17 protein-coding genes are annotated in these 16,347 nt (G+C 31.3%); 9 read left to right on the top strand and 8 right to left on the bottom strand.

Translation table 11 applies throughout. From position 1 onward, the window contains the following. Positions 1-6 precede the first annotated feature (6 nt). The 3 genes from B3792_RS12345 to B3792_RS12335 form a co-directional block, all read right to left on the bottom strand. Positions 7-708: a hypothetical protein gene (locus B3792_RS12345; RefSeq protein ID WP_291069732.1), complete on the bottom strand. Its 702-nt coding sequence runs from the start codon at positions 706-708 to the stop codon at positions 7-9. Between the two features lie 178 nt (positions 709-886). Continuing rightward, positions 887-2,773, bottom strand: coding sequence for a S9 family peptidase (locus B3792_RS12340; protein ID WP_221856838.1), 1,887 nt, complete (start codon positions 2,771-2,773; stop codon positions 887-889). A gap of 185 nt (positions 2,774-2,958) precedes the next feature. Continuing rightward, a complete protein-coding gene (locus B3792_RS12335; protein WP_260509658.1) occupies positions 2,959-3,798 on the bottom strand; it encodes a hypothetical protein in 840 nt (279 codons plus the stop codon). Between the two features lie 189 nt (positions 3,799-3,987). Between B3792_RS12335 and B3792_RS12330 the strand changes: the two genes are divergently transcribed. The 4 genes from B3792_RS12330 (at position 3,988) to B3792_RS12315 (ending at position 8,049) form a co-directional block, all read left to right on the top strand. Then, complete coding sequence (locus tag B3792_RS12330) at positions 3,988-4,347, top strand: hypothetical protein (protein ID WP_125350206.1); 360 nt, start codon at positions 3,988-3,990, stop codon at positions 4,345-4,347. A gap of 103 nt (positions 4,348-4,450) precedes the next feature. Continuing rightward, positions 4,451-5,995: a SulP family inorganic anion transporter gene (locus B3792_RS12325; protein ID WP_038333625.1), complete on the top strand. Its 1,545-nt coding sequence runs from the start codon at positions 4,451-4,453 to the stop codon at positions 5,993-5,995. 50 nt (positions 5,996-6,045) lie between these two features. Continuing rightward, on the top strand, positions 6,046-6,681 hold the full coding sequence (locus B3792_RS12320) for a carbonic anhydrase (RefSeq protein ID WP_280051755.1): 636 nt from the start codon (positions 6,046-6,048) through the stop codon (positions 6,679-6,681). Between the two features lie 162 nt (positions 6,682-6,843). Continuing rightward, a complete protein-coding gene (locus tag B3792_RS12315) occupies positions 6,844-8,049 on the top strand; it encodes an IS256 family transposase (protein WP_291069729.1) in 1,206 nt (401 codons plus the stop codon). 48 nt (positions 8,050-8,097) lie between these two features. Here the strand turns inward: B3792_RS12315 and B3792_RS12310 are convergent, their stop codons facing one another. From B3792_RS12310 to B3792_RS12300, 3 genes are all read right to left on the bottom strand, one after another. Further along, complete coding sequence (locus B3792_RS12310; protein WP_286496144.1) at positions 8,098-8,514, bottom strand: hypothetical protein; 417 nt, start codon at positions 8,512-8,514, stop codon at positions 8,098-8,100. Positions 8,515-8,521: 7 nt separating this feature from the next. Continuing rightward, positions 8,522-9,298 (bottom strand): hypothetical protein, encoded by a 777-nt coding sequence (locus B3792_RS12305; protein WP_291069726.1) that lies wholly within the window; start codon positions 9,296-9,298, stop codon positions 8,522-8,524. Positions 9,299-9,748: 450 nt separating this feature from the next. Then, on the bottom strand, positions 9,749-10,201 hold the full coding sequence (locus B3792_RS12300; RefSeq protein ID WP_221854544.1) for a type I restriction enzyme HsdR N-terminal domain-containing protein: 453 nt from the start codon (positions 10,199-10,201) through the stop codon (positions 9,749-9,751). 3 nt (positions 10,202-10,204) lie between these two features. Here B3792_RS12300 and holA point away from each other — a divergent pair, with 3 nt between their 5' ends. Next, positions 10,205-11,215: a DNA polymerase III subunit delta gene (gene holA, locus B3792_RS12295; protein WP_219034745.1), complete on the top strand. Its 1,011-nt coding sequence runs from the start codon at positions 10,205-10,207 to the stop codon at positions 11,213-11,215. Positions 11,216-11,286: 71 nt separating this feature from the next. Next, positions 11,287-12,231, top strand: a complete 945-nt coding sequence (trxB, locus tag B3792_RS12290; protein WP_221854545.1) for a thioredoxin-disulfide reductase — start codon at positions 11,287-11,289, stop codon at positions 12,229-12,231. 141 nt (positions 12,232-12,372) lie between these two features. On the opposite strand, the gene B3792_RS12285 is transcribed toward trxB, so the two are convergent. Together B3792_RS12285 and B3792_RS12280 are read right to left on the bottom strand one after the other, a co-directional pair. Continuing rightward, on the bottom strand, positions 12,373-13,020 hold the full coding sequence (locus tag B3792_RS12285) for a 2OG-Fe(II) oxygenase (protein ID WP_219034743.1): 648 nt from the start codon (positions 13,018-13,020) through the stop codon (positions 12,373-12,375). Between the two features lie 123 nt (positions 13,021-13,143). Then, entirely contained in the window at positions 13,144-13,680 is a 537-nt protein-coding gene (locus B3792_RS12280; protein ID WP_306822322.1) for a GNAT family N-acetyltransferase, read from the bottom strand. Positions 13,681-14,050: 370 nt separating this feature from the next. Here B3792_RS12280 and B3792_RS12275 point away from each other — a divergent pair, with 370 nt between their 5' ends. From B3792_RS12275 to B3792_RS12265, 3 genes are all read left to right on the top strand, one after another. Next, on the top strand, positions 14,051-14,506 hold the full coding sequence (locus B3792_RS12275) for a hypothetical protein (RefSeq protein ID WP_219034742.1): 456 nt from the start codon (positions 14,051-14,053) through the stop codon (positions 14,504-14,506). Positions 14,507-14,722: 216 nt separating this feature from the next. Continuing rightward, positions 14,723-15,310 carry a nicotinamide riboside transporter PnuC gene (gene pnuC / locus B3792_RS12270; protein WP_219034749.1) on the top strand — a complete coding sequence of 196 codons (588 nt, stop codon included), beginning with the start codon at positions 14,723-14,725 and terminating at the stop codon, positions 15,308-15,310. Then, complete coding sequence (locus B3792_RS12265; RefSeq protein WP_291069724.1) at positions 15,294-16,319, top strand: hypothetical protein; 1,026 nt, start codon at positions 15,294-15,296, stop codon at positions 16,317-16,319. Before pnuC ends, B3792_RS12265 begins: the two co-directional genes overlap by 17 nt. The last annotated feature ends 28 nt before the right edge of the window (positions 16,320-16,347 follow it).

Genomic DNA, 16,347 nt, shown 5'->3' with positions numbered 1-16,347 from the left:
TATTTTTTAATCTTCTTGTCTTTTAATTTTCAGAATATAGTTTTCTAACTCTAATTCATCGGTATCTACTAATTCGAAATCATTAAAATGAGTTAAACTTTTCTCAAAAAATGCTGTAACTTTTTCTTTTTCTAACGATGGATGAACTTTAATTCCGTTAAATTTTATGTTCTTCATATAGACATAAAAATCATAATCAAAATCGGTTTCTCCTAAATAAGTATTGGCTATTTTTCCTTTCCATTTGATGTCAAAAACACCAAATTCTTCTGTATCTAAAAACGTAATTTCGTGCTGAGCAACCGTGTCATTACCTAACATTGAAATACCAAAAGCAAGATTTTCTGACTCGTCAAGATTTACTGGAAGAGGATCAATTTCGAATGTTTTTTTATTGAGTTGATTAAAATCTAATTGCGCATCATTGTCTATCTTTATCCCTTTGTTGTTCCAATATGTACTCGAGATGATTGCGTGATCATAATTAATCCAAAGTTGCTTTTCGGCATTCTCTTGAGAAATGTCATCTATTTCATCCAAATCATCTTTATATTCTTCTTCTTCGTCATAATTATCTGACTCTAAATGAAGATCCATCCAAAGGTCAAAATTTTCATCAAGGCGAGCACTCCAAACAAAATCTATTACTTTGTGTCCGTTTGTAAATGGGCTATTCGAAAAATATATTTTGTTATTATCCTTACTCATAAATTGGGTTTTGACTTATGTTTTTGAATTTACAACGATTATTCTACTCTACAAAATTTAAAAAAATAATTGGTTCGTTTATTAGATATTGTCATTGATTTTCAAAGAAATAAAAAAAGTGCAATTTCTATAGAAATTGCACTTTTAAATTATAGTTATGATTTATAAATCAAATGAATTACAATGTTTCTTTTAACCATTTGAAAAATTCTGTATGCCAAATCACAGAATTTTGTGGTTTTAATACCCAGTGATTTTCTTCAGGGAAATAAATAAAACGAGATTTGATTCCTTTCAATTGTAAAATTTGATAAGCCTCTTGCCCTTGTCCCATTGGCACACGATAATCATGACCTCCAACATAAATTAACATTGGCGTATTCCATTTATTTACTAATTCTGTACTACTTGGATCAAATTTAGAGTACGTTTTTTGCGCAGCTTTGTTATTTGTTTCCCACCAAGCGCCACCAGCGTCCCAGTTTGTAAAGAAAATTTCTTCTGTAGTTCCGTACATCGATTTCAAATCGAAAACACCATTATGTGCAATAAAAGATTTGAAACGACCTTCGTGAATACCTGCTAAATAATAAACAGAATATCCTCCGTAAGATGCACCAACAGCACCACGACGATCTTTATCTACATAAGATTCCTTCGAGATATCATCAATCGCAGCCAAATAATCTTGCATTACTTGTCCTCCCCAATCTTTAGAAATTTGCTCATTCCACTCTACTCCATGACCTGGCATTCCACGACGGTTTGGCGCAATTACAATATACCCTTGTGCTGCCATTAATTGGAAATTCCAACGAGGAGAATAAAATTGAGTTAAAGCAGATTGTGGTCCACCTTGACAATACAATAAAGTTGGGTATTTTTTATTCGGATCGAAATTTGGCGGATAAATTACCCATGCAAACATTTCTTTTCCGTCTGTTGTTTTAATTTTACGTGCTTTTACATCACTCAACGCAATATTATCGAAGATATCTTTGTTTTCGTTTGTTAATTGAGTTAATGCTCCAGATTTCAAATCAACTACATAAATTTCTGCAGCGTGATTGATATCTGTTTTTGTAACAATTGCTTTATTACCAACAATTTCTTTGATGTCTGCAATGTCAAAATCACCTTTTGTAATTTGTTTGATGAAAGGCATTTTTCTCATTTTGAAGTTTACATCAACCTCAAATAATTGAATTGTTCCTCCTACTGGCGCATTGAAATAAATTTTGTTACCATCATTGCTCCATTTATAACCTTGTACGGTTCCGTCCCAATGTTTTGTAATATTCATTTCGATATCACCACGACGAACGATTAAGTCATTTTTATCTGCCTCGTAACCATCGCGCTCCATGCTCAAAAATGCAAAATCTCCTTGAGAAGAAAAACTTGGTGTATTGTCATAACCCATTTTTCCTTCTGTGATATTTTTCGTCGTTTTCGTTGCTAAATCGTATTGATAAATATCTGTATTTGTGCTTAATGCGTAATCCGTTCCAAATTTCTTCTTAGAAACATACAAAACTTTTGTTCCATCTGGCGTCCAAACAAATTCTGATACAGAATATGGTTCGTCTTTTAAAACATCAATTTTAGTCGAACCTTCTTTATTTTCTGATACAAATAAATGATCGTAATTTCCATCATTCCAAGTATCCCAATGTCTGTAATTTAATTCATTATAAATCTGCACATTCGATTTGTCCATTTCTGGATAATAATCAGAACCAAAAACCTTTTGTAATTTAACTTTATCAGTTTCTGCTTTATATTGTTGAGATTTATTCAACGATTCATCAGCCAAAAGCGTTTTATAATCTTCGATTTCCGAAGCTTTTCCTCCTGCCAACGAAATCATATATGTTTTCGATGTGTCTTCTTGTGTTTTTACGTTAGTAGAAGTTACTTTATAAATCAGATTTTTTTGATCTTTTGTTACTCCAACTGGAGCTACTTTTTTTACTTGCCAAAGAAGTTCTGGCGTCATTACTTTTTGTCCCATTGCTGTTGTCGATATCAAGATACTTGCGACTAATACAGAAAATCTATTCATGTTAATTTCAAATCTAAATAATTGTAAAAGTAACAATTCTTTATCGAGAAAGGTTAAATTTATAGATAAAAAAAGACATCATCCAGTACAAATTGTACTTAAATGATGTCTCCGCTAATAATTTTTTTCAACTCGTCTAATCGATTCTTAAAATTAGGCTATATATTTTATATTAAACCACTTAATTAAAAGTTTAACTTATTTTTATGAGTAAAAACTGGAATAATTGCTCCAAAAACTAAATTCTGTTGAGAGAATACAATATCTTGTTTTGCTTTATCAGCTTTGTTTGCAGTTGTACGAATATCACTTAAGTTAGCATATCCACCTTTTAATTCGGCTTGTACAAAGAAATAATCCCAAAAAGTAAAGTTGATCCCAACCATTGCAGCTGTAGCAAAACCTGCTAAGTGAAACTCATCATAACGTTCATTACCCATCAATTTTACGTTAGAACGTGGATATAAAATCCCTGCTCCCAAACCAGCTGTTACGTTAACATCGATTCCTTTTCCATTTTTTGTAATTGGGAAATGTTGAATATTATCAAAACGACGAACCTCTAAATTAGCATAGTTCAAACCATCTGTATGTTCAAACGTTAAGAAATCTTCTGTTAATTTTTGATCGACATTATTATATGTTCCATCGTAATCTGAACCTGTATTGATGTGACCATTCATTTTTACAACTTGATCTTGATCCATCACATATTTCATGTGGTCAATCCCGAAAGAGATATTCCAATTATCCGAAACAAAGTAACCTAAACGGAAGTTATATTGCGGAATCGTCATAGAACTTGGATTGAAATACTTGATTCCAAAGGAAGTTTGACGGTCATGAGCTGCTACATTATCCAACGTAAAATCGTATCCATCTCCTTTGAACTGAATATCTGATTTTGTATACTGCGCGTGATTCCAACCCCAATAAATATAAAATTTACCTTTATTATTTTTTCCTTGCCCGAAAGTAGTTGCAACCAAAGCAACTAAAAACATTACACTTATATACTTTCTCAAAATTTAACTTTTTGCAAATCTATTCTTAAAAAAATTGAGTAAAAATGATTTATGATATCAATTTTATATCTAGACAATATTTAAAATCAATAAACATTGTTAAGCGTCATAAAATAAAATGATAAATATTTATTAAAAATGATATCCTCTATTTTGTAATTAAAAATTAAAATATATTTTTGTGACATAATGAAAGACTACCTGATAAAACATAGCATCGGAATTTTTTTCACGCTTCTTTTGGTGTTCAGTACGAACATGCAAGGGTTGGCGGGCTATATGGATTATCAGATGAGATTGGAGCAGCAAGACGAAAAAGATTCTTCTGACAATGATCAAAAAGCTTTGTTTTCTCAAACTTCAACTGAAGAAGAAAATAATCAGAAAAATTCTTCGAGCGAAATTACAGAAAAAATACATTATTTCCACGAAATAAAATTGTTTACATTTTTTAATGTGAAACAAATTACATATTCGGATTTTCATCATTCTAATGCATATGCATCTTTAGATAATGGTGTGACAACTCCACCTCCTGAATTAGTTTAATTTTTTAATTGATTTTTTGCATCATCCTATTCAAATCTATTGAATGGATAGCAAATTTATTTTTATCATTTCAAATTATTAAATAATTCATTTTAAAACTATTATGAATCTTTTTCAAAATTGGAAAAAGGACATACCTGCGAGTATTGTTGTCTTTTTCGTAGCATTGCCTTTATGTTTAGGTGTTGCGTTGGCCAGTGGTGCGCCTTTATTTGCCGGAATTATTGCGGGAATTGTAGGAGGAATTGTTGTTGGTCTTATTTCTAAATCTCAAATTGGTGTTTCTGGTCCTGCGGCTGGTTTGGTCGTTATTGTATTAACTGCTATTACAGATTTGGGTGCTTACGAACTATTTTTAGTCGCGGTTGTTATCGCCGGAATTTTTCAAATATTACTAGGTATTCTAAAAGCCGGAGTTATTGGTTATTACTTTCCATCTTCGGTGATTAAAGGAATGTTATGTGCGATTGGTATTTCAATTTTCTTGAAACAAATTCCATTAGCGTTAGGCTATACAGAAACATTTAGTTTTAGTAATTTTAGTTTAGATTTTATCACGCCAGGAGCCATTATTATTACAGCAATCTCTTTATTTATCTTGATTGTTTGGGATAATATTTTAGGAAAAAAATCAAACTTTTTCAAATTATTACCAGGATCATTAGTAGCTGTATTAGTAGGTATTTTGTACCAAGTTACAATTGGTGATACCAACCACGAAGTATTTTCTATCGACCACAATTTATTAGTAAAAGTTCCTGTTCCTGAAAGTGTTTCAGATTTCTTAGGACAATTTACTATGCCCGATTTCGCCTCTGGATTAACAAATCCTATGGTTTGGCAAGTTGCATTTACCATCGCAATTGTAGCGTCATTAGAGACTTTATTATCTGTAGAAGCAACTGATAAATTAGATCCTTTAAAGCGTCAAACACCTACAAATCGAGAATTGATTGCACAAGGTGTCGGAAACTCTTTAGCTGGTTTAATTGGAGGTTTACCTGTTACGCAAGTTATTGTACGTTCATCTGCAAATGCAATGAGTGGCGGGCTTACAAAACTTTCTACAATTACGCACGGTGTTTTATTATTAGTGAGTGTGATCTCTATTCCAATGTTTTTAAATTTAATTCCAAATGCGGTTTTAGCTTCTATTCTATTGGTTATTGGATACAAATTAGGTAATCCGAAACAATTCTTGGATATGAAAAAATTAGGAAAAGATCAGTTAATTCCGTTCGCAGTAACAGTTATTGCAATTTTGGCAACAGATTTATTAAAAGGTATCATCATTGGTCTTATTGTTGGTGTAGTGGTTTCGTTAATCAAATCTTACAATAACTCGCACGTAATGTTGGTAAAAGAAGGAAATGTTTTCCATATGAATTTTGCTGAGGAGGTAACGTTTGTAAACCGCGGTGCAATTGTAAAAGAATTAGATGGTTTGAAACCTGGTTCTAATCTTGAATTAGATGTTAGAAAAACTCGTATTCTAGATTATGATATTATCGAATATTTAGATGAATTTAAAGTAAAAGCAAAAAATAATAATATTAATATTCGACTAATTTCCGAACGTGGAACAGTAGATAATCCTCCATCGTTTAGAGAATTCTTTGGTTACGTTTTAGTAGCTGGAGCGCATTAATCTGTAAAAAACATATAAAAATTAAAACACACACAATAAAATTAAATATAATGAAAGCACATACATCAGAAACTCAAGCAACAACAACTCCAGATAAAGCGTTAGAATTTTTAAAAGAAGGAAATGCAAGATTTGTTCAAAATTTAAAAGCGAACAGAGATTTACTTTCACAAGTGAATGACACAAGAGAGGGACAATGGCCGTTTGCGGTTGTTTTAAGCTGTATTGATAGCCGTACTTCTGCGGAACTTATTTTCGATCAAGGTTTAGGAGATATTTTTAGTGTACGAATTGCTGGTAATTTCGTTAATCAAGATATTTTAGGTTCGATGGAATTCGGAACAAATGTGGCTGGCTCTAAATTGATTGTTGTCTTAGGACACTCTAAATGTGGCGCTTTGAAAGGCGGATTAGACGCTGAAGCAATTCACAAAACTGGAATGAATAATTTGTGTCATTTGGTTGATCATTTCAATCCAATTATCGACGAAATTATAAAAGATGGTGAAGAACGTTCTTCTAAAAATGCAGATTTATTAGAAAGATTAAATCACCAAAACGTTATACAAACAATAGAAGATATTCGTAACCAAAGTACAACCTTGAATACCTTAGAAAAAGAAGGGAAAATCAAGATAATAGGTGCAAACTACTGTGTAGATTCAGGCGTTGTAACTTGGTTATAAAACAATTAATTCTTTAGATATTTTTTAGTAATGTAAAAGCCACTCTGCGAGTGGCTTTTGTTATTTAATTGGCAATATCCAAAAAACTGTGTAAACATAAATTAAGGTGGGTTTAGTAACTCACCTTATTTATTTTATTAAATTTATAAAACACAGTTTATTATGAAAAAATCTGTAGCCCAATTCATCCAAGATCAAGGTCATTTAGAAGGGATCAAAACCCAAGAAGATCTAAGTAAATTATTAAAAGAATTGCATTCTGATTTATTAGAAGCCATGCTACAAGGCGAACTTGAAGCCCATTTAGGTTACTCAAAAAATGAGAAAAGTGACAATTCCAATGCACGTAATGGCACAACTTCAAAACGTTTAAAAAGCGAATATGGGGAATCTACAATAGAGGTTCCTCGAGATCGAGAAGGAAGTTTTGATCCAATTATTGTCCCAAAACATCAATCCAAATCCGTTTCCGTTGAAAACATGGTGATTTCGCTTTACGCAAAAGGTCTGAGTGTTTCGGATATTGAGCAGGAACTTTACGAATTATATGGCTACAAACTCTCTACATCAGCGATCTCCATCATTACTGATAAAGTGAATAGTCAAGTATGGGATTGGCAAAATCGTCCTCTTGAATCGATTTATTGCATTGTTTGGATGGATGGTATTGTATTCAAAGTACGTCAAGGCGGAAAAGTAATCAATAAAACGATTTATTTAGCCGTTGGTTTAAATCGTGAAGGTCACAAAGAAATCCTTGGAATGTGGCTTGGAGAGAACGAATCTGCTGCTTTTTGGCAAGGTGTGATGACGGATTTGAAAGTTCGTGGAGTTGAAGATATTTTGATTACTGTAACCGATAATTTGAACGGATTTACTCAGGCAATCACCAATATTTTCCCTCAAGCGAACACACAAATTTGTGTAGTTCATCAAATTAGAAACTCGGCTCGATATGTGGTTTGGAAAGATAAAAAAGAGTTTACCTCAGATATGAAATTGATTTATGATGCGACAAATAGAGAAATGGCAGCTCATCAATTAGACCGATTCGCCGAAAAATGGAATCAAAAATATCCTTACGCGATACAATCTTGGAGAAATAACTGGGACGAATTGACTGTATTTTTTGACTTTCCCATTGAAATCAGAAAAATTATTTACACCACCAATCTTATCGAAAATTTGAACGGAAAAGTGCGTAAATACACCAAAAATAAGATGGTATTCCCAACGGACGACGCGCTGAAAAAGTCGGTTTATCTATCCTTAATGCAAATTTCTAAAAAGTGGACACAACCAATTCATAATTGGGGAATAATTTTAAATCAATTTTTAACTATATTTGAAAAAAGGGTTCAACTATAAAAAAGTCAAACCCACCTGAAATATATTTACACAAAATTTTGGACAGTGTCATTTAATTAAATCTATAGTTTCTATTTTATAACCATCATAAAATATTCTATAATTATTTAATTTGTTTTTAATAATCCATTTAACATCATTCAAAACAAAATTATCTTCTAAAGCTCTAATAATATATCTATCATCAATATAAATTTCTAAAAATTTATCATCAAATAGTTTAACATTCGAAATATCCAATGACACTAACTCAAATAATTCATTATTATCAATATTAAAATTTGTAATCTTATTAAATATTTTACATCCAGATACAAATTCTATTATTACTTCAACAATTTTATCATAATAAATTGATTTATTACTAATTGAAAACTTAAACGATAAAATACCCGAATATTCAATTGAATACAAACTTGCATTCAATAATAATTTATTTAGTGTATATTCTATTTCTTCATTCATTATTAAATTAGTTTTCGTTTTTATAATGGTTTAAATGAAATGGTATCACTCCTTTTTTAATCAGTTCGGATTTTATTTTATCTGCGTAATTATTCGCAAACTTTTCCTTTTTCGGAAGATTTACATGAATATCATTTCGTCTCTCCCATTCATCAAATTCTTCATCCTCATGACCTGGTTTTTCTACTTGTTCTAAATAATGCACATAATGACCAAATTCGTGTAGTAATGTTCTATATAACTGTGTATTTCTTGCAAATTCAGGTTCTATTTTAGATGTAAAATATTTATTACTTTCTTCAAATATATGTCCATCATTTTTAAGTATTTCGAATTCTTTTCGTTCATCAACTGATAGCTTTTTACTCCAAATTAATTGTGAATCTTTATCTATAGATTCTAAAATAATAGCAGGAAAATCTTCTTTCTCGAATTCGTATAAATAAACTAATCTTCCCCAAACACTCGAAATAATTTGCTCCTTTCGCTTTGGTTGTCTAAAAACTATAAATTTTAATTCTCCATAATCCTCAACAGGTATATTTGAAATAATTTTTACAATATCATTTATTGAACATGCGTGAACAGAATTTAGTCTTGTATCTTCCACTACAAACACAAATTCATGATTATTAATAATTCTACTCTCTTTTTTATAAGTTGTTAGTTTTTCATAAAAAGATTGGTAACTACCATATGGAGTAGAAATCGTCAACTTATTATTCTTACTAAAACCCTGTTTGGCAGTACCTATATTTCTATTTCTTCTTGAAGGATTAAACAAATTACTTCTTTGTTAATAAAGTTAAACCATTTCACAAAATAAACTACATTTTCCATGTAATACACTAAGCTAACTACCTAATTTACTCAGCAAACTTACTTAAACACTTAGCTGACGACGTTCTGAACCTAGTCAGCTTCCAAATTTACTAAGTTGACGGTCTCTTTTACCAAGCTGGCTTGGTTACGAACCAAGAAAACGAGGTAACCTAACCCCAAATTTGACGTTCCTGACATTGTCAGCTAAGTTCTGGACGTAATCAACTAGGTATAAAACCTCATCAGCTTACTAAAATACAAAGCTAGCTTACTTCGGAACGTAATCAGCTTGCTTCAGAACCACGTCGACTACGTTCGGGACGTGGTCAGCTACGTTTGAAACGTAGTCAAGATCCATTAAAATCGCTCGAATTGACAAATTTTCACATCAACACATTAGCTCATTTTCAAATTATCCTTTCTTCGGCAACTCTTTCAAGAAATTATATCTTTTTTGAACAAAATCCATCATACAATAAAAATGATTCAAACCATTTGTTACCATCAACAATTGAGAACCTAACACAATGTTGTAACGCGCTATTTGATCAAAAGTTGCTTGCGAAATTGCAATATTCGGCGCTTTACATTCCACCATAATAAATGGTTTTTCTTGCTGATAAACGACAATATCTGCACGTTTTCGCATTCCTGTAATATCAATTGCAACTTCCAACGCAATCGCCGAAGTTGAATAACCCAAATCGTTGATTAAATAATTCAGAACGTGTTGCCTAACCCATTCTTCGGGCGTATAGACCAACCATTTTTTTCGAATCAAACAAAAGATATACAATTTATCTTGGGCTTGTTTCAATCTTATTTGGTATTTTTCGGAAAAATTTAATTGTACTAATTCAGTCATTGTATGAGTCCTGTAGAATCTTTGATCAAAGATATAAAAAACAAAAACTATAAACCGATTTACTTCTTGGCGGGCGACGAGCCGTTTTTCATCGATCAGGTAACTGATTTGTTGGAAGCAAATATTTTAACAGAAGAAGAAAAAGGTTTTAACCAAACAATAGTTTATGGACAAGATGTAGAAGTTGGACAATTGATTGGAATGGCGCGTCAATACCCGATGGGTGCAGAAAAATCTGTAGTGATTGTAAAAGAAGCGCAACATCTTAGCCGTTCGATAGATCAGTTGGAAATGTATGCAAATCAAGTACAAGATTCGACGGTTTTAATCATCAATTACAAAGGAAATTCACTTGATAAACGCAAGAAAATCTATAAAGTTCTGAATGAAAAAGGGTATTACCACGAATTCAAAAAGATTTATGAAAGCGAGTTACCTTCTTGGATAGAACAAAAAGTTGCAGCTAATCAATTTAAGATTGAACCAAAAGCAAAGTTTTTGTTGACGGAGTATGTCGGAGCAGATTTATCTCGTTTGAACAATGAATTAGAAAAACTCTTTACAATTGTTGGCGCGGATAAAACTATCACACCAAATCATATTGAGGAACATATTGGGATTAGTAAAGATTATAATGTTTTTGAACTTCGCAATGCAATCGAAACGAAGAACATCGAAAAAGCATTCAAAATCATTAAATATTTCGAGAAAAATCCGAAGGATAATCCGTACGTCGTTTCAATCACAACAATTTTTAATCTGTTTACAAACATCATTCAAATACATGTTACGCCAGATAAATCGAAGCAAAATTTGGCGAAAGTATTAGGAATTAATCCGTATTTTGTACAAGGAATGATGACAGCTGCAAGTAATTATCCGCTAAAAAAAGCTACGAGAATTATCTCATTTATACGTGAATATGATTTGAAAGGAAAAGGTGTTGGAACTACTGGAAATGTGACGCCAAGCCAATTATTAATTGAATTAGTGTATAAAATTATGAATCTATAATTTTCATCTATTTATAGAATCGAGAAAAATAAATAAGAAATACTAAATTTGTAAAAAAATAAAACAACACAATGGAAAATAACGTAAGAGATGTTATCATAATAGGATCTGGACCTGCGGGTTATACAGCGGGAATTTATGCTGCACGCGCGAACATGAATCCTTTGATTTTAACTGGTATGGAGCCAGGTGGACAATTAACAACAACAACGGATGTTGAGAATTTCCCAGGTTATCCAGAAGCAGTTACAGGACCAGAATTGATGGCTGATTTACAAAAACAAGCAGAGCGTTTTGGAACTGAAATAAAATACGAATATGTAACGGAAGTAACTTTTGGAGAAAAAGAAGGTGATGTACATACTGTAAAATCGAACAATGGAACTTACCAAGCTCGTTCTATTATTATTTCGACAGGTGCAACTGCGAAATATTTAGGTTTAGATGATGAAACTAAATACGCTGGTAGCGGAGTTTCAGCTTGTGCAACTTGCGATGGTTTCTTTTACCGCGGTAAAGATGTTGCGGTAGTTGGTGGTGGTGATACCGCTGCTGAAGAAGCAACTTACTTATCAAAACTTTGTAACAAGGTTTATTTATTGGTTCGTAAAGAGGAAATGCGCGCGTCTAAAGCGATGCAAGATCGTGTTGCAAATACACATAATTTAGAGGTTTTATATAACCACGAATTAATTGGTTTGGAAGGAAACAATGTTGTTGAAAAAGCGAAAATCATCAACAATGTTACAAACGAAGAAAAAGAATTAATCGTTGATGGAGTTTTTATCGCGATTGGACATAAACCAAATACAGAATTATTCCAAGGGAAATTGGATATGGACGAAACGGGATATTTAATCACGCAAGATCGTTCGTACAAAACAAATGTAGCAGGTGTTTTTGCTGCTGGTGATGTGCAAGATTCTGTTTACAGACAAGCAATTACTGCTGCTGGATCTGGTTGTGCTGCTGCATTAGACGCAGAACGTTATGTAGCAGAATTCTTTGAAGCTTAATTATATTTTTAATAACATATCAAAAAAACTCAACCAATTGGTTGAGTTTTTTTGATTCTTATTGTCTAAATCGTTCAAATTGATGCCAATATTTATCTAATGTAAATAGAAATTGAAATCTCGAAGCAACTACAGATTTTATTACAAATATGTCAAAATATTTCCTCTGGTTTTCAACCAACCTGTGATACTATATCTTGGTCGATTAACAGTTTTTACTTCGTGCGGAATAGTTTTACTATCAAAAACAGCCAAACGACCAGCAAGAGGTAAAATATCTAATTCTTTTTCAGCCTTATTTTCATCTGCCAAATACAAGGTCAATTGTCCGCCAAATTCATCTTTCCACTCTTCATCATTCAAATACAATACAATAGAAAGTGTGCGTCTATCATCATTCTTAAAAGCATCAACATGTTTTTGGTAAAATGTCCCTTCGGGATAAATAGCGTAATGAAATTCACTTTCCTCAATGCCCATGTAGCATGTTAAATTGAGATAGTCAATAAAATCATTGATTTTTGAGAAAAAAATTTCTTCCGTTTCTGTTTTATTTTCTTCATCAATCCATCTGATTTTATCGCCTCTGATTGATTTTATAATTTGTTCGTTAACCGAACTTCCGACAGCAGCTTGATGAAAATCTTTTTTATTTTCTTTTCGAATTATAGCTTCGCGAAGTTGCTTTGTTTCCTCTGTTGAGAAAAAAAAGTCTGAAATAGAGTATTTTTGATTTGATAAGTCATCAATAATCTTTTCATAAATTGGGTTTAATGTAATATTACTCATTCATTATTATGAAAACTTCAGTAAAAGTATATTTTATTACGAAAAACATAATCATATTTTTAAGTTTTTTTTCAAAAAAAGGACATAAAAAATCTGTCCTCAAAAAATAGTTTTAATTATCAATTACTTAAACCAGTCAACTTTATTCAACTGATAAATAAAATTTAACTTTGGCTCTTCTCCAAAATATTCAATTTGTTCTTCTTTCACTTTTTTACAACCCAAACGCTCTACTGCAATTTGCGAACGTACATTATCAGCGCCAACATGTAAATAAATTTTGTCAACAAACTGAAAAATATAATCAAACATTAATTTCTTAACAGACGGATTAAAACCTTTTCCCCAACAATTCGTCGAATAAAACGTATAACCAACCAAAATAGATGAATCTTGCTCATCATAATCGTAAAAACGAGAGCTACCAACAACTTGATTTGTCTGTTTATCAATAATCTTGAAAGCACCTTTACTTTGAATTGCACCTTCGAAAAAATTCATAAAAACATCTCTTTTCCAACGATTTTTATTTGGGTGCTGTTCCCAAACTTTCGGGTCTGAAGCAGCTAAATAAAGCGCTTCAAAATCATTATCGTTGAGCGGTTGAAGTTCTACTAAATCATTTTCTAAATTGGGCTGAATATTTATCATTTGTTTCATTTAATACAATACTAATTTACATTTTTCTTATACGATATTCATTAAAAATGATAATTAATTCATTGAAAATTTTTACATAAACTTTCTTAAAATGAAATCAGATAACTAAACTCAAAAAACAATTGGACTTTTATGGGAAGTCTATGAAAAGAAGCAAATTCTAGAAAGATTTCAAAGAACTTAATTAAAATGACAACCGAAGGATATACCCTTAAAGTTATTAAGATTGGACAATTAGAACTCTATAACCACAACAAGTTTCATTCAGAATTTTGTAGACGCTTATATAAAAAGGCTTGAACAATTAACAAAATAAATCTTGAATTTTATTGATTATTATTATACGACTAACTAACTTCACAGAAAAAATATGTTTTTAAATTTTGAAGATAAAGCCAGTCTTATTTCTAAACTAAAAAGTTTAAAAGTAGATCAACAGCCAGAATGGGGAATTATGACACCTCAACACATGGTTGAACATTTGATTGTAACCACTAAAATTTCAAATGGAGGTTTAACAGTACCTTGTCGAATTCCTGCAGAGCAAATACCCCAATACAAATCCTTTTTATTAGAATCTGATCATGAAATGCAAAAGGGGATAAAAGCAAATGGAATGGAAGGTTTACTAGATTTACGTTACCATTCTTTAGAAGCTGCAATAGAAAAATTAGAACAAGAAATTGATAAATTCAATTCATATTTCACAGAAAATCCTGATGCTAAAATTGTCAATCCTGTTTTAAATGATATTGGATACGAAGATTGGAAAACATTTCATAAAAAACATTTTACACATCATTTCAAGCAATTTGGTTTGATATAAAAAATACAATAATCAAAAAAGCTTTCTCAGAACTGAGAAAGCTTTTTTGATTATTAATTAGGAAAACTCATCAAAACTTTTCATCTTTGCCTTTCAATGGGGTGCTAAAAAGCTGAGAATATACCCAAGAACAATTTTGTTCTATACCTGATCCAGATAATGCTGGCGGAGGAATTGATGTTAGCAATAACTTCTATCTCCTCATCAAAACAAATTATGATGAAGGAAATTATTTTACACACAACTTGGCTTGAATGGCTAGGTGTCACATTTTCTATTTTTCAAGTCGTATTGGCGAGATTCAATAATCCAAAAAATTATTTATTTGGAATTGCAGGAATTACATTATCGCTTTTCGTTATGTTCAATTCTAAGCTATATGCCGAGTTCACTCTTAATATTTATTATTTAGTGATGAGCATTTATGGTTGGTTATATTGGCAATTTGGACAACAAAAACACGAAATTGAAATTACGATAACCAACAAAAAAGAATGGGGAGTTGTCTCAGGAATTGTTTTAAGTAGTTTTACCATTTTTTATTTAACACTTACACATATCACCGATTCTGACGTTCCAATTTGGGATTCAATCGTAAGCGCATTTGCATGGGCTGGTATGTGGTTAATGGCAAAACGTAAACTCGAAAATTGGATTTTGTTGAATATTAGTAACATTATTTCAATTCCATTAATGATTCACAAAGATTTGTATTTATATGCTATTTTATCGTTGATTTTATTCTGTGTGGCGATTTCTGGATATTTTAATTGGAGAAAAATTTTGAATGAAAATAATGCTTGATATTCCCAAAATTCAAAAAGAATTATTGAATAAAGAATCCTTTAATCAAGTAGTTCTCGATCATATTTATACTCAAAATTGGTTGAATATTTGGGTTCCGAAACAATACAATGGACTTGGTTTACATTTTTCTAAAGGATTAAAAGTTTTACAATCTGTTGCTAAAATTGACGGAAGTTTAGGTTGGTTTGTAACGCTTTGTAGTGGTGCAAATTATTTTTCTCGAAATCTAAAATCTGATGTTGCTTCTAATTTATTTTCTTCACAAAAAACGTGTTTTGGAGGAAGCGGAATGCTTGGAGGAACTGCTGAAAAAGTTGGAAATAAATATATCATAAACGGTTTGTGGCATTATGCAACTGGCGCTCCTTACCTCACTCATTTTACATTAAATGCGAAAATAATCGAAAATGGAAAAGAGATATTGGATGAAAATGGTGAACCAAAGTTTTTGTCATTTATTTTAAATAAATCTCAAGTTAAATTAATTTCAACTTGGAAATCAATGGGAATGGTTGCTACATCTTCTCATAGTTTTGAAGTAGAAAATGAAATCGTTCATCAAGATTATAGTTTTATTTATAATGAATTTTATAGTGATGATTTGGTCGAAAAAATACCTTTCCGAATTTTTGCTGATTTAACTTTATTGGTAAATTATCTTGGAATGGCAGAACATTTTATCGAAAAAAGTTTAGAGATTATTCAATACCAAAAACAAACTAATTTTGATAATTTCGTTATTAAATCAACTTCGAAAACTATTGAATTTGCTAAAACAATAGAAAATTTATTGACAAATAATTCTCCTATTTCAGAAGAAATCGAAACTGAAATTCATTCATTTGGAATAGAAACTGTTGAGAAAATCACTCAATTTATCATTGAAATTTATCCACAACTTGGAATTAAAGCTTCAAAAATAAATGAAGAAATCAATCAAATTTTCAGAGATTATTTTACCGCAACCCAACACCGAAATTTTAGACAAAATATTCAACTCAAATAGTCTATTTATCTATATTTGCAAAACTTTT

This window comes from Empedobacter sp. UBA5924 (genome assembly GCF_002431085.1).
GTDB classification, from domain to species: Bacteria; Bacteroidota; Bacteroidia; order Flavobacteriales; family Weeksellaceae; genus Empedobacter; species Empedobacter falsenii_B.
Note: the sequence above shows the minus strand (reverse complement) of the source record. Positions and strands in the feature narration are given on the sequence as shown.